The following is a 21,975-nucleotide window of genomic DNA, read 5'->3' as shown; positions in this document are numbered from 1 at the left end:
AAATTGAGGTTTGACGATGGAAAACGCCCTGAACATCAACGCAAAACTGCCACCGGTGCAGGCCGAAGCGCTCTTGGCCAACCTGCGCGAGCAATACCGTCTCAGCCTCAATGACCTCTGGTATTCCGACCATTACCGCCTGATCCCCGAAGGGCTGCGCCACGGGTCGATCCTCACGAACGATCCGGTGATGGCCGCTCGAAAACATCTGATCGGCGCCCTCGCCGGCGCCCTGACTCAAAGCCTCAAAACAGTGAAAAAACCATGAGAGACGATCTCCGCTCCGACGTCCTGCAGCGCCTTGAAAATGACTACGGCCTAAAACACCGTACCGGCACCGACTATATGCGCGGTGGTGAATGCCCCAAGTGCAGGAAGAAAGAGCTGTATTCACGTCACGACAGGCCGTGGCTGGTTATCTGCGGTCGCCCTGAAAAGTGCGGCCACACCATGCACGTCAAGGAAATCTACGACGATCTTTTCGAAGACTGGAGCAAGCGAGCCCCCGCTACGGACAGTGCACCAACGGCCACAGCCCGCGCCTATCTGGAGTTCGGCCGGGGCTTCGACATCCAGTTGATTGCTGGCTGGTTCACGCAGGACACCTACTACTCCTCTCAGCACAACGCAGGCAGCGCGACGGTGCGTTTCGCCTTGGAGACAGGCGGCTACTGGGAACGCTTGATCGACAAGCCGGGACGCTTCGGAAAAATGAAAGCGCGTTTCGCTCCGGCTGAAAGCTACCGGGGGGTGTGGTGGTGCCCGCCCTGCGTGGATCTGCTTGAAGCGAAAGAAGTGTGGATCGTGGAAGGCATCTTCGACGCCACCGCCCTGGTGCACCACGGCATTGCCGCCGTGTCCGCCATGTCATCCAACGCCTTCCCAGCTGACTCGCTGCAGGCGTTGGTCACAGCACGCCCGGGCAATCTGCCGAAGCTGGTTTGGGCGTTGGACAACGAACCAGGTGCACACGCCTATACCAAACGTTGGGTACGTATGGCCCGCGAATTGGGCTTTACCTGTGAGGCCGCGCAGATCCCTCAGCGGGACAAACGCAAGGTCGATTGGAACGATTTACACCAGCGCTGGCAGTTCCTGGACGAAGGCGAGAAACGCGACGCCCAAATTGAAAAAGACATCACCATTGCCCGGCATCACGGCGCGCTGCTGATCGCTGAGAACGCTACCGAAAAAGCCCTGGTGATGTTCGATTGGAAGCGTCGAAGCGAATTTCATCTGGAGTTCGGCAATCGTCTGTATTGGTTCAAGCTTGATCTGGAGAAATACAACAAGGCCATTCAGGAACTGGAGGACAGCGAACATCACGACGATCAGCAGCTGAACAACAAACAGATGCGGGCGAAAGCCATGCAGCAGTGCGGCGCGCTGCAGCGCATCGCTACCTGCAATCCGAAAGCCCTGTACTACCAGGAGAACAAGCTCACAGACGAGTCCTGGTATTACTTCCGGATCACGTTTGCACACGACGCTGCGCCGATTAAAAACACTTTTACCAGCGCTCAGATCTCTTCATCGGCCGAGTTCAAAAAGCGTCTGTTGGGCATTGCCCCCGGTGGGATGTTCACCGGTACAACGCAGCAATTGGACGCGTTCATTGAGGAGCAAACCGACGCTCTCAAGACCGTTCAAACCATCGACTTCACGGGCTACACCCGCGAACACGGCGCATACGTGTACGGCGATGTGGCGGTACGCGACGGTAAAATCTTCAAACTGAACGAAGAAGACTTCTTCGACATGGATCGCTTGAGCATTAAAACGCTCAGCCAGTCAGTGACCTTGAACCTGAACACTGACCTGGAGAAGTTCGACACCGAATGGCTCGACATCATCTGGCAGTGCTTCGGTGCCAAAGGGCTGGTCGCCCTCGCCTTCTGGTTCGGCTCATTGTTCGCCGAGCAGATCCGGCAGCATCAAAAGAGTTACCCCTTCATGGAAATTATCGGTGAGCCAGGCGCCGGTAAATCCACCCTGATCGAATTCCTATGGAAGTTGTGCGGACGCCTCGACTACGAAGGTTTTGACCCCACTAAAGGCACCCCAGTTGCTCGGGCACGAAACTTTGCCCAAGTCGGGAATCTGCCGGTGGTGTTGATTGAATCTGAACGCGAAAAATCAGATGGAAGCCAAACCCGCCAATACGACTGGGACGAACTGAAGACCGCCTACAACGGCCGCAGCGTTCGCTCAACCGGTGTAAAGAACAACGGTAACGACACCCGCGAACCGCCCTTCCGTGGCGCCGTGGTCATCGGTCAGAACCACGCGGTGAACGCCTCTGAACCGATCCTGCAGCGCTTGGTGCACATCGCCATGACGAAGGACGGGCAGACGCCGCAAACCAAGCTGTTGGTTGAAAAGCTTGAGCGTATGCCCGTCGACCGCGTGAGCGGATTTCTGCTCAAAGCCACCACGTCGGAGTCCTCCGTGATGGAGACCATTCGCGCGAAGGTTCCGACCTACGAACAGGCGCTGCTGGCCCTGCCTGAAATTCGCACCGTCCGGATCGCAAAGAATCATGCCCAGCTGCACGCGCTCGTAGACGCACTGGTGCACGTCGTACCTCTGAAAAAGCATCAGTTGGAAGCCACACACGCGGAGATCCTGAACATGGCCAAGGATCGCCAGCTGGCCATCAATGCTGATCACCCGGTCGTCGTCGAGTTTTGGGAACTGTACGAATACCTAAACAGCGCTGCCGGCGGACTCAACCACTCACGCAATGACAGTTTGATTGCGGTGAACCTCAACGACTTTGCAAAAGAAGCCGCGGAGAAACGCCAGAAAGTCCCGGACATGACCGAGCTGAAACGCCACCTGAAAACCAGCAAGTGCCCGAAGTTCGTGGAGACAAATAGAACGGTTTGCTCTGCCTGGGAGTTGGATGCGGCAGACAAACCCAAAACCGTGCGCTGCTGGATTTTCCAGAGCGCTTAACGAAGTGGCGTCGAGGGGTTGCAGCCCCCCGACACCGACCACCACTGAGGGCAACACGATGAAAGCACAGCACTACAGCGGTAGCGATTCAAAGGCTAACACACAGGGCGACGTCGACACTCAATCCGCCCGGCACCTAATGGCGATCCGGATAGTCGGCACAGCATTGTTCGACTACCAGGTAACCAAGACTGACGAAGCGCGGATCCGCCTTGAGTGCTTGGCCACCTTCGCCAAACAACAAGGCGATATTGATGCGGCCGAAGCCGCCATTGTGGCCCATCTACTGGCCAGCAACGCGTCATCGGAAGCAGGCATATGAGCGATCACAAAACAATTCGGGAGCGGCCAGCGATGGCGAGTAAGCGATTGGATCTGCCGAGCATCTGCGACATCTGCGGCAACGCCCGATCTACCCGAAAACATCAAAAGTGCAGCCGTATTCGCCAGCATCGAAAGACTGAGGAATGGGCCGCTGTAATGGCCGAAAAGGCTGCAATCAGAAAAGCAAAGGAACGCCGGTATGTTTAAACGCCGTGAGCAAGCAGCACCAGAACCAAAGCCATTGGTTTCTACTACGCTATCAACAGATCCCGCCTCTACACTGGTCTGTCATCAGACGCGGGAACACACAGGTTCGAGGGTTGTACCGTGAGCCAAGCAACAACAGGTGTTTTGACCTTTCAAGACCTGCAGCACATCACCGGTTATCAGCGTCGATCCGATGTAGAGCGCTCGCTGATTGCCCAGGGTGTGCGCTTGTTCCGTGGCCGGACTGGCCCGTGGACAACGCTTGACCTGATTAATCACGCCGGCGGCGTCACGTCGGCCAGCGCTGAAAGGTACGACACCGACATATTATGAGGCGAGCGAGGAAGCGTAAGCACAACCCCCATATCCCTGCCCATGTCGATCAGGCCGCCCTCCCGGCGGCCGTTTACTTCGACCATCGCGACAGTGGTGTCTGGTACACCCTTCATCGGGATGAGACCGGAAAGCAGCGCCGCCAAAACGTGGCGCCCGCAAACGTGTCGCTGGCAGAACTACATCAAATCATGGACGAGGCGTCCAACGTCGATCGAGGAACGCTGCGCTACGTGTGCGAACAATTCCACCTGAGCGATCGTTATAAAAAACTCGCACCCAAAACCCACGCTGATTACTGCTACTCCCGAGATGTTCTGCTGAACATCCCCACTAAATTGGGCAAGCCGCTGGGCGATCTCGCCGTGAAGAAATTCACCGCAGCCTTGGTGCAACGCATTGTCGATCGGATCGCAGACGAGGGCACGCCCTCAAAGGCGGCGCACGCACTGCGTTATCTGCGCCGTGTTCTGCAGTGGGGACGTAATCGGGGTTTCCTTGAAGTGAACCCAGCCCTGGGCATCGAAGCGCCGATAGAACGTAAACAACGCCGGTTGCCACGGTTGAACGTTATGGACGTACTCATCGATCGCGCAACGGCGCGTGGACGTCTGGCACGTAACGAGCCTGGCGGTTGTCCCGAATACCTGGCCAGCGTGATGGAGTTGGCCTACCTTTGCCGACTACGCGGCATCGAGGTCGTGACGCTCACGGATGCGAACGAGCTGCAGGAAGGGATTCTGACCAATCGGCGCAAGGGCAGTCGGGACAACATCGTCCGATGGACGCCGCGACTGCGCACCGTTTGGGAAGGCGCGAAGGCTTTGCGCGCCAAGGTTTGGGAACGTCGTAAAACGCCTATCCCGATCGCGGCGTCAAAGCGCTTTATCATCGTGGCCAGCCACGGTGGCCCGCTTCGAAAAACAAGCCTCGACACCGCTTGGCAACGCTTTATCACTTTGGCGATCGCAGACGGAAACATTGATCCTGAAGACCGCTTTGCCCTGCACGACTTGAAACGGCGCGGCATCACTGACACGACCGGCACCAGGGCAGACAAGCAGGAAGCGAGTGGCCACCGTGACGCGAAGATGATGGACGTGTACGACCACAGTATCCCTGTCGTTTCACCCTCTGCTGACTGACGGCACGATCCTAGACGGACGGCTGCCTTCAAAAAATAACGAAGGCAGCCGCGTAAAAGCTAAGCTGACAAGCCACGACCGAATGCGCCAAAGTAGGGAAGCAAGGCATGAGAACTGACGAACCGAGCAAAGGACGCAGCGCTAAATCTGCGCGAGATGAGTTCAGCCCTTCCACAAAAAGCATTCTTGCACTGCGCGTTGCCTACCGTTGTTCATTTAAAAACTGTGACAAGACAACCATTGCCCCCAGCGATTCAGCTATCAACAAAACCATAAGCATTGGCGAGGCTGCCCATATCACCGCTGCTGCGCCCGGAGGCGCGCGGTACGATCCCACTCTGACCTCAGAGCAGCGGAGTAGCATCAGCAACGGGATATGGATGTGCAAAATTCACGCTCGGCTCATCGATGTTGATCCCTCTGTCTATCCCGCACACCTACTCCACGCGATGAAGGCTGAACACGAGTCGCGCATAAATCTCGAAATTTCCGGTTTGAACCCCGGACAAAACGCGTTCGACTTCATAGCCATCGGCCCTTCGATAGTCTTCGTTGGTGATTTGGTAGCTGCAGAACAGAGCAAGTGGAGCTATCGCGTAGAACACTTTGTTATAGGAGATCTTTCTGAACTGTTGAGATACATCGATCAGTTCGAAAGCACGGATCCTTATGACAAATACGTGCTAGTCAATGAACTTGGAGACGGCCGCGAGCTGGTGGCCGCACCATCATGGTCGAAAAACGGCAATGACTGTGTGATCACAACTCAGGTTAAGCCCAGTTTTCCGAAGATTGATGTACATAAGCTGCCAATGACGATGGCACTCAGTCAAGACAATGATTTTCAAATCATCAATGGAAGTTTTGCTCGTATAAGAGGCTTGGAGGCGCTCCCTCAACAAGTCAAAACGTGCCTTTCAATGAGCCGTGGAGAGTCCTATTTCGCTCCCAGCTACGGCACGCGAATTCGTGAGTATTCCGTCGGTTTCTTTGGCTCGCCCTGGCTTCCAAGGCTAATCAAGCTGGAGGCCATCAGGATGGCCGCAATTCCATACGTAGACAGCCTCGGGATAACGCCGCCGACGACACCGCTTCGCTGCGTTCGGAAGGTTATTTCGATTGAGCAAATCGACACTGTCGGTGACCGTGGCTGGTATCGATTCCGTGTTGACTTGGATATTGAGGGGTTAGGCGAATGGTCACGGGAAATTCAGATCCTCGTATCCGAGAATCTTTGAGTGATCATCTGCCCCGTAACAGGCGAGCCAAAACCCACGAAACGCGGGGTTTCTGGCGTGTTCGCACGTAACAACAAATCACGTAAGTCATTGTTTTTATTGTTTAAAGCACCTTCCTTGTAATCAGTAGGTCCCGGGTTCGACTCCTGGTGCCGGCACCATACAAAACGAAGCCCCTGCAGAAATGCAGGGGCTTTGTTGTTTCTGGCATTTTGCAATAAAGCTTCCAAGAACCGCCTCAAAATCTCACAAATCAGTGCGAAATTAGCGGCGTGCTTAAAAACTATGAACGCCTCGCCCCAGGCGATCATTGCTGAGGGGCTGTCGATCAATTACGCACCTGATCAATGAGCTCCACGGCAACCAAGTGACTGCCCATTATCCAAGACAAGAAGCCCCCGCTAGCCTGAGCCGTGGGGGCTTGTTGAACGTTGCGCGCCGTTAATTAGTAGCTTTTGTGAGGACCTTGGTCGAAAACAACTCGGGAAATAGCTTCTCACCGTAATACTGCGCGCCCTCCCGGGTTAGGTGGGCAACATCAAAATGTGCGGGAATGCCATTGACAGTTAACGGGCACTCTCGCTCACGGCAGGCACTATCGAGTACAGAGATATACTTGACATCTGCCCGGCCCCCGAAGTGAGCCTTCATTCGATCATCTGCACCGTAGACGTACTGGGATGCTAGATCCGCTCCAGAGAGAGTACTTGGATTTCCTTGCGCGACTCGCTCAGCGACGATTGATGGAACGGAGCGTATATAAACTGGGCTAGGACCAAACATTGCCACAGCGATACCGGCCTCATTCAGCTGAGCGATTGTGCGGTCCAAGGCTGACAATTGTTCGTCAGTCGCGCTCCAATTTGCGCCTAGAACAACGAGGCGTGGTTTGGCATTAACAATGGTTTTAAGAGCGTAATCATTGAATCCAAGGCAATTAGGGCGCAAGGGCATGTCCACTCCAGGTGTCGGAGCACAAGCGGAAGCAGTCAATTGCCCCAGTGAATAGCCTTGAGCATTGATTTGGTCGACAAGTCCAAAATAAAACTGCGCAATATAGCTATCACCCCACAGGAGAATGGCAGGAGCCTTTTCCGGCACGCATGCAGCTTTATCCAGAGCCTCCGGAAGTTGTTCTGGTCTCAAGAAACAAGTGCCTTCTCGGAACTCTGACTTATAGTCATATTTCAGATATCCCATCATCGTAGCAACCCGCTCATTTACACGCCCGGAGAATCCATGAGCCTGAATAACGACAATTGAAACCCCTAGAAAACCTGTCAATGCAAAGCCGGAAAAAGCAAGAATCGCCTTGCGTGAGTAAATGACTTTCTTTTTACGGGTAGGCGTCTCGACCAATAGATAGGACAGATAGCCAAGCAGGATCGATACCAGGATACCAGCGACCAGGAAAGTCGCCGGATCTAGATAGGGAAACAAACGCAGTCCAAAAACGACCACAGGCCAGTGCACCAGATATAGCGAATAAGAAATTGTCCCGACGAACTTAAATGGCGCAGTCCCCAACATTCGGGATGGCACAGAATGAATGGAGTGAGCCCCCCAGATCACGAGCGCAGTGCCGATACACGGGATCAGCGCTACGACACCGGGGAACGACCACTTCTCAGTAACTACCAACATGCCGCCAATGATTAATGCAACGCCTGCGGATACGCATGTCCCTCCGAGCAGGCTATTACTTGGGGCTCTCAGACCTGGCAGCGCCAGAAGACAGCCTATCGCTAGCTCGAAAAATCGAAACGGCAGCAGGTAAAACGCTGCTGAGGGATCACGTCCGATCATCCACTGCGCACTCACAAGCGATACGATCGAAAGTGCCAAGAGCACAATGAAAAACGAACGTCGTTGCCAATTTCGAGTGGCGATCACCAGCAAAGGAAAGAGAACATAAAACTGTTCTTCTACTGCTAGCGACCAGTAATGCAACAGCGGTATCTGATTAGCCGCGGGAGCAAAATAGTCCGAGGTGGCGTAGAACAAAATATTTGTTGCAAAGAGCGACGATGCAAAAACAGATTTTGCGAAGTCAACGAGCTCTTGTGGAAGCAGAATAAAGTAGGCTGCAACTGAACTTATCGCTGTGACCGCGACTAGGGCGGGGACAATTCGACGCGCACGCTTCTCGTAAAATTCAACAAGCGAAAAGGTATTGGTGGATACGTTCTGATAGAGGGTTTTAGAAATCAGATAACCTGATATTACAAAGAAGACGTCAACGCCTAAAAAACCACCCGGTAGCCAATTCGCCTTGAAGTGAGTAAGAACAACGCCGAGTACGGCAATCGCGCGCAGGCCATCAATATGGCCCAAGTGAGTCAGTCTAGTATTCAAAGCATCGCTCGCGAACAAGTCTGGGTGATGGAAAAGTCCAGGTATTTTCAGAAAACTCAGGCCAAATGCAGATCCGACCCGCCACGTAAAACTTGAGACGTTGGATTCATCAGACTGATTTCCCGCCTGATCCATGGCCATCGTCGCGGAATTTTCCTTGTGCACGCGCGCAAAATATTTGCGTTGAGGGTGGTGCACTGGCTACCGATTCCTAGCCGTCCAAGTATATCTATCAAACCGCATCAAGATAAGCCTTGGACTTGGCACACGACAAAGACAGGGGTCTTTTTTCGTTGAGGCGCAGGAAACGACCAGCCAGCAGCTGATCATTTTTTCTCTCATATTCTAAAAAAGTGCCCAAGGTGAATCAGACGTGGCTTATTTCTAATACATAAGAAATCCTGCCCGAGTTCGCACTCCACACATAGCGCAAATGCTTGCCCTGCTTCTGAATCGATACCGCTGGCGGCCGAAACGCGGCAACGCATTCATGGCCCGGGAGGCGGACGCTGCTGTAGAGCAGCCCCCAAGACTCCCCTTCGCGCAATTGCCGGGCAAATATCTGAGAAGGTCCATAAGCCTCCGGATCCGGATTGTGCAGCTCGGGGTGGTCGTGGCGAACATCGTGCAACGGTTTAACCACCCGATTGACGTAAGTGCGCATGGTCAACTCAAGATCAGCTTCTTGAGTCGCCGCAAGAAATCGCTCCTGGTGATAACTAGTTTCGGCGATGGCCGCAGCCTGACTGCTCGCAGCGTAGTAAACGCCGAAGGTGCCGTCGCAGAAACGACTGCGTTTGCCGATGTGGGTGAACGCAGCCATCACCGGAGTCGAACCGGGGCCAGAGAGTCGATCTTCCGGTCTCACGCGGGCGAGAACCCCGGCCTGCTCGATCAGACGATCATTGGTCAGCGCTTCAATTGCGTAGGCAACTTCCAGGTCTTCGGGATCGAGCACGTCTTCGAACAACGCGATCGGCGGGAAGCTGCTGTTGACGATCCGATAGGCTCTCGGCCATGTCACATCAACCATCTCTGGCGCCTTCAACCGCGCACCCCATCGAGGTAACGACGCACATCGGCGATATCGACCACGCGTCCAGCGAGCATGTAATCCAGCGCCGTTTGCCCATTGAACGGCGCCGCCGTGTTCGGACTACTGACCCATGTGTACGCGCGCTCACGGCTGTTGCTGAAGATGATGCTCAACGCCTTGTGAATGCCCATCAGATAAGAGATGCGCTCAAGGGTATCGTTAGGCAGACGTATGTTCGGCAGGTGTTTGTATTTGTAGAACGTGGTGTTACCGACACCGCCCAGCAATGTGCGTTGCTGCTCAGCGCTGCAGCCCCAACGCTCCATGAGGTTGAAGAAGAACTTCAGCGCAACGCGACCGGCCTCGGGGGCGTCGAGTTGTTCGCGTGGAGTGAGGACTTGGGATGAGGTAGTCATTACGCCTCTCCTGACTTGACTTGCTTTGATACTAGTACAGATATGAACCAATCTATAAATCTGATTCGCAAGCGTAGTAACAATGACCTAGCTCCGGATTGACAGTTTTACTCGCGATGCCGAGAATCGGCCCAAGAGCGCGAAACCGACTGCCATCAGGTGGCGATAGTCGGCGTTAGGAACCCCACTGATGACCTGAAGATCAGCGTCCGGGTTAGACCTCTTTCCCTGTTTGGGGAGTAAAAAAGACCGACAGCGATGTCGGTTTTTTATTGCCTCAATTATTTGAGCGTTCCGTCGACCGACTCAAACCGCTGCAGAATATTTAGTGCTTCCAACATCGCTTGAGCTGTCTTGTCCGTAGGGATTCGTGCAACGGAAGGCCGCTCTCGAATCTCAATAACCTGGTGCTGCCGGGTGCCATTTGGGCAGTCCAGATCAACCGCTTCTTGTGATGCACTCAATTCGCTCACCTCATTAGATCCGCAGCCACATAGGCTTGATGGCTCCCCACTGCTACTTCATCTGCTTTGACGAGTCGCCGCTATCAGCTCGGTCGCAAATTCGCTTAAGACGCATCCACGTATCTCGCAGGCCAAAACCATTAACGCTGTCAGCCATTTCCCCTTTAAAAACCGCCCCCACGCACCAAAACCAAGCACTTTTTTTGACCTCCATCACCCCCGCGTCACCAAAAACCCCGATCCTGTGTCAGCCTCCAGCCATCGGCGGGGGCATCAATTCGCTACTAAACCCGCGACAACTATGCTCAGGTACAGGAATATAGCCAGCATATGGCGCCGGATCGGCAGTCTCGTAAACAACAATACCCAGCCCACTTTAGAGGGCATTACCCATGGATAGCAGAACCTTACGCAACCTGATGCGCATCGTGCAGACCGGCTCGTTGTCGGCCGCAGCCGAGCATTCGTGCCTGACTGTGCAGGCGTTGGCTGCGCAGTTGAACAAGGTCGAAGAGCAGTTCGGCTTCCGCTTGTTTCGTCGTTCCAACAAAGGGCTGACGCTGACGCCGCAAGGCACTGAGCTGACCCCTTACATGGACAAAGTGCTGATTGCCACGCGACAGATGGAAGAAAAAGTCGAGGCGCTGAAGGTGCCCGGCCAGCGCACGTTGAAGGTGGCGTTGAACAATACGTTGTCGCCTGATTTCAACCGGCGAATGATCGGGCGCCTGATTGAGGTGTTTCCCGATTATCAGATGGAATTCAGTTATGCCGAGTCGATGGAAAATCTCAGCAAGCTGAAGAACGAAGACTTTGACCTGGCGGTGCTGATCGGCCCGCAGCGTCCGGGTTTACCAAGCATCGTGTTGCCGGATGTGCAGGTGCAGGTCGTCGGCGCGCATTGCGGTCAGGAGAACGATCCGCTGACGTTGCTGGGCAACAAGTTTCAGGTGCGTCCTGCGGAAGATTGTCCGTATTCCCACAGCTTTTTGCGTTTTCTCGACGCTGGACTGGGCAATCACGAAAACGGTCAACGCATGGTTTATTCGTGCAGCGAAACGCTGACGCTGTCGTTGATCACGCAAATGGACGCGGTCGGCATGGTTTCGCGTGAGGCGGCGCAAAAGAATGGTCTGACGATTTTCCCCGGTTTCGAGGATTTCCTCGAGGTGCGCCTGGCGGTGAACAATCCGGAGTTGTCGAGCCAGGCGTTGAATGATGTCGTTGATCTACCGCTACATGAACGAGCCGAGCGCAATGTACGCAGCCGTCCCAACCGCCACACTGAGAAAGAGGTTTTTGCTGAAATACGCACATAGCAGGGTCGGAATCGCGGCATAAAATTCCGGGCGGTCGAGCTGTATGTGCTGATCCTTGATCAACAAGGGTGTCAGGCTGATCGCAGCGACGATCGCCACCGGCAGGTATTCCAGCGCCCGCGCAATGAACGGCGGCCAGTGCTCGGTGTTGACTTGCAGCGGCAAGGCGCGTGGCAGGAAGGTCACGGCCATCATCAGCGCGACCACCAGAATCAGGAACGTTTGGTCAGGCATACACCGACTCCGCAGCCCACAAACGTGGCGATGAAAACGTTAAACGGCGAGCTGCCGACCAGGCTCAGTGCGCCCATGCACAGCACCGCGGCCGCAGCGGCAATGAGTTTGTTGCGCGTATTACACAGCGACACCAGCACGTAGAGCATCATTGCCGTCAGGGCATAGTCGAGCTGGTATTTGATCAGGTGCGCCGCGTATTGCGCGCAGACCGCGCCGAGCAAGCCACCGAGCACCCACGAGGTGTGACAGAACAGGTTGAAGCCGATCAGGTAACGCACGTTGACTGGCGCGCCTGTGCCGAGTTTCACGCTGTGGAACGCGAAGGATTCGTCCGTCAGGCCACCCGCGTATGCCCACCGCTCCATGCGGCTTAAACCGAGGGCGCGCAGGGCTTTGGCCATGTAAACCGACATCAACATGTGCCGCGCATTGATCAGGAAAGTAGTCAGCACAATGGTGGTCAGGGACGCGCCGCTGGAGATCAGCGCCAGCGCGGCGAATTGCGAAGCGCCGGCATACACGAACAAGCACATCGCCACCGGCAGCCACATCGGCAGGCCCGCGTTGACGGCCATCAGCCCGAACACGAATGACACCGTGAAATACCCGGCGACTACCGGACTGGCTTCGGCGAACGTGCGCGACGGCTGATGGGCAGCCATCAGCGGCGCACTGCCGGACGTTTCATTCATAGATCCCTCTCAAATGTCCGTTCGCCATGGGGCTCGCAGAATCCTTGCGCAGTCCAAAAACGTTTGCCCGCGAGGTTAGCATCGTCGACGAACAGAAACATCCGCAACACGCCGACGCGTTTCATGTCGGACGATGCGGCTTCAACCAGCCGTTGACCGACGCCTTGGCTACGGTAGCGTGGGCTGACCGCCAGGTGATTGATCGTGCCGCGACTGCCGAGCATGCCGCCGAGCACCGCGCCGACGATTTCGCCAGCGACGTCGAAGGCGAGATAGGCCGTCGTGGTCTTCTGGATCAACACGCCGCGCAGGCACTTTGCGTCCTGCCATTCGCAGAAGGACACTTCGTCGAACTGGCGGAAGAAGCGCTCCATGCGCTGCGCATCCTTGGCCGTGGCGCGTCTCAGCACCACCGGCGTCGAGCACTCGACGCCGTCGATTGGGGTGATCTGATTAGCGAACAATGTCGAAAGCGGTCCCGGGCCGCGAGAAGGAAATCGCCAGAATCTGCCGGTACGCCATGGCATGGGTGTGGCTGTTGCGCGCCGGGGTCACGTAGTGGCGCATGTCGCGATCGAGGAAGTAGGTGGTGTCGAGAATTTCTTCGTAAGTGGTCGACGCCAGTTGATGCTCGTGGATGTCGTACAGACGACTCTCCGCTCCCTCAACGTTGTTGCGGCCCCAGAAGTGCACACCGCTGAACGGATAGCCGTCGCAGTGAATGCCTTCCGGGGTAATTTCCAGTTGTTTGCCGGGTTTGATCTCGATACGGATCTGATGGATCTGGCATTGCCAGATTTCATCGTGCAACTCTTCAGGCAACACACTTTTGTACACTTCGAAATCGGTGTCGATCAGGCTGCGCATCACTGGCGACGAAATCACTTCATCGGAGAAGTCCTGGAAGTGCCGCACCAGGCCGCCCACATAGGCGTTGTTTTCTTTGGATTGCACGTACGCGCGATGCTCAAGTTGCGTCAGCTCGCGAGTTTTCGGGTTGTACTCGAAGTCGCTGTAACGACGATAACGCATGCCGGCTTCGGCCTGACCGTAGTAACTGTCAGGCTCCATGTTTTCCCAACTTTTGGTCAGTCTGACGAAGTCGGCGAAATGACCGTAGAGATTGAAGTCACCACCCTGGACGTTGACATATTTGTCGCGCCGTAGCGATTCGCCCACTTCTCTGTTCAAAACGATCATTACCAAATTCTCCGCTGCATTGAGCGGCCTAATCTATTAGGTGGAGAATTTGCGTCCATGAGAAAGAATTTCAGGCATTTAAAGCCCTGCTTGAAACGGTGTTTGAAGCGACTTGAAAACAACTTTTACATGACAAAAACACGGGTTTTTTCTGGTTTCCATCGAAAAACCGTCGAAAAAAACCCCGAACCAGTCGGGGCTTTTCTCACGCTTCTTACACTTGATCGATCATCAGAAGATGTTGATCGGGTAATCCACGAATACGCGCAGTTCGTTACCGCTGACGTTGTACTCGCTGGATTTCTGCGAAACACGCAGGATCGAGCTACGCAGTTTCACGCTCAGATCTTTAGCCGGGCCAGATTGCACGACGTATTTGAACTGGTTGAAGATTTCGCGCTCGGTGCCGCCTTCGCTGGTGGAGGTGGTGATGTTATCGCCACGCACGTAAGCGAAGTTGTAGCTCAGACCCGGTACGCCGAATGCGCCGAAGTCCAGGCCGTAGCCCAGCTGCCAGCTGCGTTCATCTTCAGCGTTGAAGTCGGACCAGTAGGAGTTGGCCAGGTAGATGGTGTTGCCCCCGTCGCCGACACGACCCTGTTCTTTCTGGTAGCCGCCGTAGGCGTAGCCCAGGTTGCTGTCGCCGGTGGAGCGCTGGTGCGCCACGGTGAACGAGTGCGGGCCAGTGGCGAACGTCGCTGCCAGGCTCCAGATTTTGTTGTCGTCGCCGGTGATACCGTTTTCGCGGACATAGGAGTTGTCCAGCTTGGTGCGGTAGCCGTTGAAGTCCAGGGTCAGGGACTGATCCTTGTTGATCGGCAGCACGTAGTTGGCGTTCACGTATTGCTTTTTCAACACGTCTTCAACATCGGAAGCGTAAAGCGCGCCCTTGAACTGTTCGGTGAACTGGTAGCTACCGCCCAACACGTTGATCGACTTCAGACCACCGCTGTCACGGCCTTCAGCGCTCTTGCGCGATTCGGCGGTGAAACGACCGGCGTTCAGCTCCAGGCCTTTGATCTCTTTGGAAGTGATCAAAGTACCGGTGTAGCTTTCCGGCAACAGACGCGAGTTGTCGTAGTTCAGCACCGGCAGGGCCGGCATTTGGTCACCGTAGGTCAGCGTGGTGCTGGACAGACGGAACTTGACCGCCGCGCCGCCCTTGGACAGGTCGTTGGCTGGCTTGCCGCTGTCACCGCGCTTGAAGAAGTCGATACCGCCAGCACCGCTGCGATCTTCGCTGCGCTCCAGGTTCAGTGCGTACAGGCCGAAGGCGTCGACGCCGACACCGACGGTGCCCTGGGTGAAACCGGACGAGAACGTACCGATGGCCGCTTGGCCCCACTCGGATTTGTCGGCGTTGCCGTCTTTGTAGTCACGATTGATGTAGGCATTGCGCAGCAGCACTTTGAGGCTGCTGTCTTCAACAAAACCCTTGGCTTCGGCTTGGTCGTTAGCCATAGCCTGAGTGGCACTCAACATCCCCAATGCGATCAGACTGATCCGCTTGTTCAACATTTTGTTTTCCTTATTACGGGTTGAAACGCGCTGTGTCGAACGGCTGAAACGGCGCTTTTGCACTCTTCTTTTCACCCCGAAATAAAATGGCCCGCCAAAGCCAAACCCTGGCGAGCCCTTTCATTTTTTTTGAGTCATGGCGGTTGGCCACAGGCGTTGGGCCGAATCGTAGCCGCGCCCTGAACTATGTGTCAATTTCAAGAATCGTCTTTAAATAGGTAAAAAAAGTCTAAGAAACGTAAATTTTGCGCTGACTCCTTGCACGGAAATGCGCGCTTCCAGTGAATTCGTAGGCTCTGATGCGTCCACCAACACGGCATCATCCAAGTGTTCAATGCCCGCAATGTTTTTGTGTCGTGCATAAAAAAGCGCCGCCATCCCGGCAGCGCTTTGACCAATCCCTGTTGTAATTCCTATCCTTCCATCACATCCCACAACGCTTCCAGTTCGGCCTCGCTGAACAAGCCAGCGGGATAACGCTCGATCATCATCCGGCGCGGATCAGGTTCCCTGATCTGACGCGTTCCATTGGATTTCAACCAGTGCGCAACAATCTGGAGCGATTCGCTGTTGACGGCCATGGGATGCAAAGTCCGCTCGCTGATTACGTTCACTTCGGCGTTCATTTCAGCGCTCTCTCCCCGTTCGTGAGCGGCTACGTTATCCAAGGTTTATGACAGAACTGTTGAAGTTCTCCTCCCTCCCTAGTGCACCGGGGATGAATACAAGAGCTATGCCAATATTTCTCAATTGTCGATGAGTGGATACAAAGAAGCCCGCCGTCCTTTCGGGCGGCGGGCTTGTTCACGTACATAGCGAGCTAATCATTGCCCGGTCGATTTATGAATCAACTCAAGCTGTTACGACTCAACTCACTCTTTGTGCGGCGCGGGTTGCTGTTGGGTAAGGCAGTGAATATTGCCGCCACCCAGTAACAGTTCGCGGCCCGGCACCATCACCACTTCGTGCTGCGGGAACAGGTTTTGCAGAATCTCTTTCGCTGGCGCGTCCATCGGATCGTTGAAGCTCGGCGCGATGATGCCGCCGTTGACGATCAGGAAGTTCACGTAGGAACCGGCCAGGCGCACGGATGGATTGCGCTCCTGCGTGCCGTCCACCGGATCGACACCGGCGCACTCTTCTTCGGTCGCGTACAGCGGGCCCGGAATCGGCATCTTGTGCACCGTAAAAGGGCGGCCCTTGGCGTCGGTGCTGTTTTGCAGCACGTTCATCGCGGCTTGGCAGCGTGGGTAGTTCGGATCCTGCGGATCGTCAGTCCAAGCCAGCAATACTTCTCCCGGTCGCACGTAGCAGCAGAAGTTATCCACATGGCCGTCGGTTTCGTCATTGAACAAGCCGTCCGGCAGCCAGATGATCTTATCCACAGCCAGATTGGCGCTGAGCACCGCTTCGATTTCTTCGCGGCTCAGATGCGGGTTGCGATTGCGGTTCAGCAGGCACTCTTCGGTGGTGATCAGCGTGCCTTCGCCGTCGACGTGAATCGACCCGCCTTCGAGCACAAAACCTTCGGTGCGATAACGCGAGCTGCGCTCGATCTCGAGGATCTTGCCGCCGACCTGCGAGTCACGATTCCACGGCGCGTACAGACCACCATCGAAGCCGCCCCAGGCGTTGAAATCCCAGTTCACACCGCGTACTTCGCCGCTGTTGTTGATGACGAAGGTCGGGCCGCTGTCGCGTACCCAAGCGTCATCGCTGGACATCTCGACCACACGGATATTCGGCACGTCGAGACGCGCACGGGCGTTTTCGTACTGGCCGGCGGATACCGCAACGGTCACCGGTTCGAAACGGGAGATGGCTTTGGCCACGGCAGCATGGGCGGCTTGCGCCGGTTTGCCACCCAGACGCCAGTTGTCCGGACGCTCGGGCCAGATCATCCAGGTCTGCGTCTGCGGCGCCCACTCGGCCGGCATGTAGAAACCGTCAGCGCGCGGGGTACTTTTCAAAGTGGTCATGGGATCTGGACTCCTGGGAACCGTCGAAGGCTTTCAAAGCGATGGCGACTTTATAACCGATAAATATCGTATTTAAAATCGTAGAAGATGTATTCCGTCTAAAAATTCTTGATTAAACCCGATACAAATCGACCTACTGCACGAACTCAAAGGTGGGAGCGAGCCTGCTCGCGAAGTGGTTGCTCATTCAACGAAGGTGCTGACTGAACCGACGCTTTCGCGAGCAGGCTCGCTCCCACAGGGGTTAGGCGGATGACTAGAGACCCTCTTCAAGCACCCGATCAAGCATATCGACAAAGAAATCCACACTGCGCCGCGACGTCACCATCGGCGGTTTGATCTTGAGGATGTTCAGGTCATCGCCGGTCGGCTGCATGAAAATCCCCAGTTCGCGCAAGCGATCACACAGCAGCGCGGTCTCCTCGGTTGCTGGCTCAAGTGTCTCGCGGTTGCGGATCAATTCAAGCCCAAGATAGAACCCGGAACCATGCACCGCGCCCACCAGCGGATGTTTATCGATCAGCGCTTCGAGCCGCGCCTTGAAGTGACCGCCGACGACCTGCGCGTTCTCCCAGAGCTTTTCTTCTTCCATGACATCCAGCACGGCCATGCCGATCTGGCAGCTCACCGGACTGCCGCCCGCCGAGGAGAAGAAGTAGCCCTCGGCTTCCAGCGCTTCGGCAATTTCCCTCCGGGTGATCACCGCGCCCAGTGGCTGGCCGTTGCCCATGCCTTTGGCCATGGTGATGATGTCCGGCACCACGCCTTGATCTTCGAAACCCCAGAAAAAGTGGCCCATACGCCCATAACCGACCTGTACTTCATCGGCGATGCACACCCCGCCCTGCGCGCGCACCAATGCATAGACCTGCTTGAGATACCCCGGCGGCAGCGAGATACCGCCGGCATTGCCGTACACCGGCTCGCAAATAAATCCGGCCAATTGGCGTTTCTGCTCGGCGAGTTTCTGCAACTGATGCTCAACACTGCGCACATAATCCGCCGCCGAATCGAGGCCACGGAACTCACCGCGATAGGTATTCGGCGCGATCACCGGATGCACCCAGTCCGGACGGCTTTCCAGGGCTTTCGGGTTATCGGCGATCGAGGTCGATACCGCATCAGCGCCGACGGTCCAGCCGTGATATGCCTCAAGCACGCTGAGCATGTCGCGCCCGCCGCTGTAGGCCCAGGCCAAACGGATGGCGAGGTCATTGGCTTCGCTGCCGCTATTGACCAGGAACACCCGATCCATGCCCTCCGGTGCGAGCGCCAGCAAGCGCTCGGAGAACTCGGCAACTGCCGCGTAGTTGAAGCGTGAGTTGGTGTTGAGCAGCGACCACTGCCGCGCCGCGACCGCCGCCATGCGCGGGTGGCCGTGACCCAGCACCGCAACGTTGTTGAGCATGTCGAGGTAGGAGCGGCCCTGCATGTCGATCAGATGATTGCGCCAGCCGCGTTCAATGCGCGGCGGATCAACGTAATAGTGTTTTTGCGTGCGGGCGAAACTGGCGTCGCGCCGTTCCAGCAGGGTTTTCCCGTCCAGCTCCGGTTCCGCATCGCAGGCCAGACCCAGCAGTGCCGCCGGCGACGGGCACAGCGCCTGCCATGCCGCAGCGTGCGAAGGCGTGCAGAACAACGGCGGATTCAGGGCGGCGCCTCTGCACAACTGCACCAACAACGGACCGCTGACGACGCCCAGCACCTGACCTTTGACCAGTGCCGCGCCGCTGTGCAGCGCAGGCGTTACGCCCCACAAGCGGACGCTGAGCTGCGGGCCATCCAGTCGCAACCCACCGTCTGCTGTTTGATGCACGACGCCAGCGAATGGCGATTCCACCGCCGTGCCATTCGGCACGCGCAATTCAACGTGCAGCGGGAAGGTGTCCGGTTCAATCGCGCTGTCCGGGCGGGTGCGTGACAAACGGTACTGGCCATAACGACTCGCCGCCAAACCATGCGCCGCAGCGGCTTCGTTCAGCAGACGCTGGTCGATACCGGTCTGCTCCCAGTTACCGGCCTCGAAATGCGGACTGAGAACACCAAGATCAATCAACGCAAATTCGCGCCCGACCAGTCCCGGCAATAAGGGTGCAAACCGTTCGCTGTCGATCCCCGGCAAGGTGTGGCCGACGGCCGTCAGGATCGCCGCCTCCATCAGCGCCAACGGCACCGACGTCGCGACGCGGAAGATTTCCCATTCGTGGCTGAGGTTGTCACGACTGTAGGTATTTGTCGGATCAATGCTGACCTGTTGCTCGCCGCTGAGCACCAGCACCGCAGCCCGCGCGACGATCAATGGCCACAGCGCCTGCAGCTCTTCGTGCTGCAACGGATTGACCGCGTGATACGCCTGCACGGCGGGCAGAATGACAAACGGGTCGCCGCCCGCGTGGTGTAACAACGCCGCGCACGTCACCGACAGATCGGTGATGCGCCAGGTGCGCACCAGATCGCCGAAATCGATCACGCCCTGCAACTGCCAATGACGGTGAGCATCGCGTGCCCAAACAGCATTGTCGTCGGTGATGTCCATGTGGATCGCCTGCACCGGCAGCGTGTCCTGCAACGGTTGCAAACGGCGCTCGGCTTGCTCGGCGGCATCGGCGATCAATGCCCGCTGCTGCTCATCCTTGATCACCGGCAGCAAATGCTGGATCAGCGCACTGGCATGGCGCGCATCCCACTGCAACGTGCGTTCAAGGCCCGGGTGATCAAAACCGGCCAGTGCCAGGTCCATCTCGCCGCAGAGCCGGCCAAACCCGGCCACCACGGCTTGGCCCAAATGGTCGAGATCGGTCAGTGGCTGGCCCTCGATGTAATCGAGCAGACGCACATGCACCGCTTCGCCTGCCGTTTCCAGCGTCAACAGGTCCTGCCCGTTGTTCGCCGAAATCACCCGAGGCACCGGCACGTGGGAATGTTCCGCCAGGTACTTGAGCCCGGCGTGCTGGGCCTGCAACTCCACCAGTGCGTAATCGCCACGGCAGATTTTCAGCACAAACCGTCCGCGCGCACTGTCGACGCGGTAATTGAGATCCTGCTGGCTGCCAAGCGCCTGCAACGTGCCGCTGAGCCCGTAATGTTCTGCCAGCCATTGCAGAGCCTGCTCCGCAGACACCTGCGGGCTGGGCAAACTGGCGCGATGAATCAACGTGGCGAGCGGCATGAAACGACCCCTGAAATTTTATTAGGCGCCTATATCGCCATTGCTTCTGGCGAGACGCAACCCCCTTATATCGACTACCGATCTGAGTAAGGGCGCAATACTGCGCCAGCAGCACTCGCATTAACATTTCCTACAGCATTTTCAGATTGTGTTTGAACGCTTCGTTGTTCAACCTGAGGCCCTTGACCGTTATCCGCACGGAAGCCATCAGCAAAATGTCTCAACGTCGCCTTGCCCTTACCGACAAAAAAATACGCAACATCCCTCGCCGCCTGCGCGCCCTAAACGCTTGGGCCGCCGACTTCGAAGGTTACTTTCCTGAGGCGCTCACGGAAGAGGAAAAATACAGCAACTGGAAAATCCCGATTCACATGTCGATGGTGGAAGGAAAGCAAGCGACAGCGGATCTGAAAAGACACTGCGCGCAGCAATTGATCTGCGCAGCGCAGCACTTACGTATGTCCCGACCAGAACATGCCATCGAGTGCCGCGTGGTTGCCGCCGTCCTCCTGCCAAACATGTTTTCCAGCGAAATATGTATCTATACAGACATGAAATATCACCGCGGCCATATCCCCTCTGCTGACAGTCAATACGTCGAACAGGGTAGAAGCCTGGCCGAGGAATGGGGGCTCGTTTTACCGCCGGGCATGGAAGAAAGAGGCCTGCGCTACACAGTTGAAGACTGCGATGGCCAGACCTATGAAGAAGAGAGATGGTTCTTTGGCGAGGTCGATTGACTGCTCGCCACGGTCAGCACTCGCGCTAATCAGCACTTTGCGCAAGAATGTCGCCCATTCACACCTGTCTATGGAAATCCTCATGAATGTAATCACCACCGATCTGCCCGGTGTTCTGATCATCGAACCCAAGGTTTTTGGTGACGAGCGCGGGTTTTTCTACGAGAGTTTCAACGCCAAGGCGTTCCAGGAAGCGACTGGCCTGGACACAACATTCGTGCAGGACAACCATTCGCGCTCCCAAAAAGGCGTGCTGCGTGGTCTGCATTACCAACTGGAAAACACTCAGGGCAAGCTGGTCCGCGTGACCGTCGGCGAAGTGCTCGACGTCGCCGTGGACATTCGCCGCAGCTCGCCGCATTTCGGCAAGTCCGTAGCCGTGCGTCTTTCTGCTGACAATCACCGTCAGTTGTGGGTCCCGGAAGGTTTCGCCCATGGTTTTGTGGTGCTGAGCGACTTCGCTGAATTCCTCTACAAAACCACCAATTACTACGACCCTTCGTCCGAGCGCAGCATTCGCTGGGACGACCCGGCTCTGGGCATCGACTGGCAGCTGGACGAGGCGCCGAAACTGTCCGCCAAGGATCAGGCCGCAGCGCTGCTCAAGGACGCTGACGTCTTCGCTTGAGGCCGGGCATAATGCGC

At 56.3% G+C, this 21,975-nt stretch carries 20 protein-coding genes; 9 read left to right on the top strand and 11 right to left on the bottom strand.

From position 1 onward, the window contains the following. The first annotated feature begins 16 nt into the window (after positions 1 to 16). From ACQ4OE_RS00865 to ACQ4OE_RS00840, 6 genes are all read left to right on the top strand, one after another. Positions 17 to 268 carry a hypothetical protein gene (locus tag ACQ4OE_RS00865; protein WP_039756488.1) on the top strand — a complete coding sequence of 84 codons (252 nt, stop codon included), beginning with the start codon at positions 17 to 19 and terminating at the stop codon, positions 266 to 268. Further along, complete coding sequence (locus ACQ4OE_RS00860) at positions 265 to 2,958, top strand: toprim domain-containing protein (protein WP_430945342.1); 2,694 nt, start codon at positions 265 to 267, stop codon at positions 2,956 to 2,958. Before ACQ4OE_RS00865 ends, ACQ4OE_RS00860 begins: the two co-directional genes overlap by 4 nt. 58 nt (positions 2,959 to 3,016) lie before the next feature. Then, on the top strand, positions 3,017 to 3,280 hold the full coding sequence (locus ACQ4OE_RS00855) for a hypothetical protein (protein WP_430945341.1): 264 nt from the start codon (positions 3,017 to 3,019) through the stop codon (positions 3,278 to 3,280). 329 nt (positions 3,281 to 3,609) lie between these two features. Next, a complete protein-coding gene (locus tag ACQ4OE_RS00850; RefSeq protein ID WP_080769328.1) occupies positions 3,610 to 3,822 on the top strand; it encodes a DUF4224 domain-containing protein in 213 nt (70 codons plus the stop codon). Then, the gene (locus ACQ4OE_RS00845) at positions 3,819 to 4,967 is read left to right on the top strand and encodes a site-specific integrase (protein WP_430945340.1); all 1,149 of its coding nucleotides are present in this window, start codon (positions 3,819 to 3,821) and stop codon (positions 4,965 to 4,967) included. The genes ACQ4OE_RS00850 and ACQ4OE_RS00845 overlap by 4 nt, the downstream gene beginning before the upstream one ends. A 107-nt stretch (positions 4,968 to 5,074) precedes the next feature. Further along, a complete protein-coding gene (locus ACQ4OE_RS00840) occupies positions 5,075 to 6,205 on the top strand; it encodes a hypothetical protein (protein ID WP_430945339.1) in 1,131 nt (376 codons plus the stop codon). Between the two features lie 441 nt (positions 6,206 to 6,646). On the opposite strand, the gene ACQ4OE_RS00835 is transcribed toward ACQ4OE_RS00840, so the two are convergent. From ACQ4OE_RS00835 to ACQ4OE_RS00825, 3 genes are all read right to left on the bottom strand, one after another. Further along, positions 6,647 to 8,758, bottom strand: a complete 2,112-nt coding sequence (locus ACQ4OE_RS00835; protein WP_430945338.1) for an acyltransferase family protein — start codon at positions 8,756 to 8,758, stop codon at positions 6,647 to 6,649. Between the two features lie 169 nt (positions 8,759 to 8,927). Further along, on the bottom strand, positions 8,928 to 9,593 hold the full coding sequence (locus tag ACQ4OE_RS00830) for an RES family NAD+ phosphorylase (RefSeq protein WP_430945337.1): 666 nt from the start codon (positions 9,591 to 9,593) through the stop codon (positions 8,928 to 8,930). Between the two features lie 11 nt (positions 9,594 to 9,604). Continuing rightward, the gene (locus ACQ4OE_RS00825; RefSeq protein WP_430945336.1) at positions 9,605 to 10,012 is read right to left on the bottom strand and encodes an MbcA/ParS/Xre antitoxin family protein; all 408 of its coding nucleotides are present in this window, start codon (positions 10,010 to 10,012) and stop codon (positions 9,605 to 9,607) included. Between the two features lie 856 nt (positions 10,013 to 10,868). Between ACQ4OE_RS00825 and ACQ4OE_RS00820 the strand changes: the two genes are divergently transcribed. Beyond that, on the top strand, positions 10,869 to 11,795 hold the full coding sequence (locus ACQ4OE_RS00820) for a LysR family transcriptional regulator (protein WP_095120791.1): 927 nt from the start codon (positions 10,869 to 10,871) through the stop codon (positions 11,793 to 11,795). Here the strand turns inward: ACQ4OE_RS00820 and ACQ4OE_RS00815 are convergent. The 8 genes from ACQ4OE_RS00815 to ACQ4OE_RS00780 form a co-directional block, all read right to left on the bottom strand. Next, positions 11,712 to 12,029, bottom strand: coding sequence for an AzlD domain-containing protein (locus ACQ4OE_RS00815; RefSeq protein WP_007909127.1), 318 nt, complete (start codon positions 12,027 to 12,029; stop codon positions 11,712 to 11,714). The genes ACQ4OE_RS00820 and ACQ4OE_RS00815 overlap by 84 nt on opposite strands. Then, positions 12,008 to 12,724, bottom strand: coding sequence for an AzlC family ABC transporter permease (locus ACQ4OE_RS00810; protein WP_007909125.1), 717 nt, complete (start codon positions 12,722 to 12,724; stop codon positions 12,008 to 12,010). Before ACQ4OE_RS00810 ends, ACQ4OE_RS00815 begins: the two co-directional genes overlap by 22 nt. After that, a complete protein-coding gene (locus ACQ4OE_RS00805) occupies positions 12,721 to 13,098 on the bottom strand; it encodes a GNAT family N-acetyltransferase (RefSeq protein WP_008080517.1) in 378 nt (125 codons plus the stop codon). Before ACQ4OE_RS00805 ends, ACQ4OE_RS00810 begins: the two co-directional genes overlap by 4 nt. Before the next feature lie 79 nt (positions 13,099 to 13,177). Further along, positions 13,178 to 13,924, bottom strand: a complete 747-nt coding sequence (locus ACQ4OE_RS00800; protein WP_008080516.1) for a 2OG-Fe dioxygenase family protein — start codon at positions 13,922 to 13,924, stop codon at positions 13,178 to 13,180. Between the two features lie 231 nt (positions 13,925 to 14,155). Continuing rightward, positions 14,156 to 15,442, bottom strand: a complete 1,287-nt coding sequence (locus tag ACQ4OE_RS00795; protein WP_122594004.1) for an OprD family porin — start codon at positions 15,440 to 15,442, stop codon at positions 14,156 to 14,158. A gap of 413 nt (positions 15,443 to 15,855) precedes the next feature. Beyond that, positions 15,856 to 16,068 (bottom strand): hypothetical protein, encoded by a 213-nt coding sequence (locus ACQ4OE_RS00790; protein ID WP_007952633.1) that lies wholly within the window; start codon positions 16,066 to 16,068, stop codon positions 15,856 to 15,858. A gap of 246 nt (positions 16,069 to 16,314) precedes the next feature. Next, positions 16,315 to 17,421: an agmatine deiminase gene (gene aguA, locus ACQ4OE_RS00785; protein ID WP_430945335.1), complete on the bottom strand. Its 1,107-nt coding sequence runs from the start codon at positions 17,419 to 17,421 to the stop codon at positions 16,315 to 16,317. A gap of 256 nt (positions 17,422 to 17,677) precedes the next feature. After that, positions 17,678 to 20,590, bottom strand: coding sequence for an aminotransferase (locus ACQ4OE_RS00780; RefSeq protein ID WP_430945333.1), 2,913 nt, complete (start codon positions 20,588 to 20,590; stop codon positions 17,678 to 17,680). A gap of 182 nt (positions 20,591 to 20,772) precedes the next feature. On the opposite strand from ACQ4OE_RS00780, the gene ACQ4OE_RS00775 reads away from it, so the two are divergent. Beyond that, positions 20,773 to 21,330, top strand: a complete 558-nt coding sequence (locus ACQ4OE_RS00775) for a DUF3916 domain-containing protein (RefSeq protein ID WP_430945332.1) — start codon at positions 20,773 to 20,775, stop codon at positions 21,328 to 21,330. An 82-nt stretch (positions 21,331 to 21,412) separates the two neighbouring features. After that, on the top strand, positions 21,413 to 21,958 hold the full coding sequence (rfbC, locus tag ACQ4OE_RS00770) for a dTDP-4-dehydrorhamnose 3,5-epimerase (RefSeq protein ID WP_430945331.1): 546 nt from the start codon (positions 21,413 to 21,415) through the stop codon (positions 21,956 to 21,958). Positions 21,959 to 21,975 lie beyond the last annotated feature (17 nt).

This window comes from Pseudomonas sp. WC2 (assembly GCF_050586545.1).
Lineage (GTDB): Bacteria > Pseudomonadota > Gammaproteobacteria > Pseudomonadales > Pseudomonadaceae > Aquipseudomonas.
This window is presented reverse-complemented; position numbering and strand designations above follow the sequence as displayed.

Coding starts and splice junctions, on each gene's coding strand:
- ACQ4OE_RS00865 (WP_039756488.1), top strand. CDS start 17: ATGGAAAACGCCCTGAACATCAACGCAAAACTGCCACCGGTGCAGGCC.
- ACQ4OE_RS00860 (WP_430945342.1), top strand. CDS start 265: ATGAGAGACGATCTCCGCTCCGACGTCCTGCAGCGCCTTGAAAATGAC.
- ACQ4OE_RS00855 (WP_430945341.1), top strand. CDS start 3,017: ATGAAAGCACAGCACTACAGCGGTAGCGATTCAAAGGCTAACACACAG.
- ACQ4OE_RS00845 (WP_430945340.1), top strand. CDS start 3,819: ATGAGGCGAGCGAGGAAGCGTAAGCACAACCCCCATATCCCTGCCCAT.
- ACQ4OE_RS00840 (WP_430945339.1), top strand. CDS start 5,075: ATGAGAACTGACGAACCGAGCAAAGGACGCAGCGCTAAATCTGCGCGA.
- ACQ4OE_RS00830 (WP_430945337.1), bottom strand. CDS start 9,593: ATGGTTGATGTGACATGGCCGAGAGCCTATCGGATCGTCAACAGCAGC.
- ACQ4OE_RS00825 (WP_430945336.1), bottom strand. CDS start 10,012: ATGACTACCTCATCCCAAGTCCTCACTCCACGCGAACAACTCGACGCC.
- ACQ4OE_RS00820 (WP_095120791.1), top strand. CDS start 10,869: ATGGATAGCAGAACCTTACGCAACCTGATGCGCATCGTGCAGACCGGC.
- ACQ4OE_RS00815 (WP_007909127.1), bottom strand. CDS start 12,029: ATGCCTGACCAAACGTTCCTGATTCTGGTGGTCGCGCTGATGATGGCC.
- ACQ4OE_RS00810 (WP_007909125.1), bottom strand. CDS start 12,724: ATGAATGAAACGTCCGGCAGTGCGCCGCTGATGGCTGCCCATCAGCCG.
- ACQ4OE_RS00805 (WP_008080517.1), bottom strand. CDS start 13,098: ATGGAGCGCTTCTTCCGCCAGTTCGACGAAGTGTCCTTCTGCGAATGG.
- ACQ4OE_RS00800 (WP_008080516.1), bottom strand. CDS start 13,924: ATGATCGTTTTGAACAGAGAAGTGGGCGAATCGCTACGGCGCGACAAA.
- ACQ4OE_RS00795 (WP_122594004.1), bottom strand. CDS start 15,442: ATGTTGAACAAGCGGATCAGTCTGATCGCATTGGGGATGTTGAGTGCC.
- ACQ4OE_RS00790 (WP_007952633.1), bottom strand. CDS start 16,068: ATGAACGCCGAAGTGAACGTAATCAGCGAGCGGACTTTGCATCCCATG.
- aguA (WP_430945335.1), bottom strand. CDS start 17,421: ATGACCACTTTGAAAAGTACCCCGCGCGCTGACGGTTTCTACATGCCG.
- ACQ4OE_RS00780 (WP_430945333.1), bottom strand. CDS start 20,590: ATGCCGCTCGCCACGTTGATTCATCGCGCCAGTTTGCCCAGCCCGCAG.
- rfbC (WP_430945331.1), top strand. CDS start 21,413: ATGAATGTAATCACCACCGATCTGCCCGGTGTTCTGATCATCGAACCC.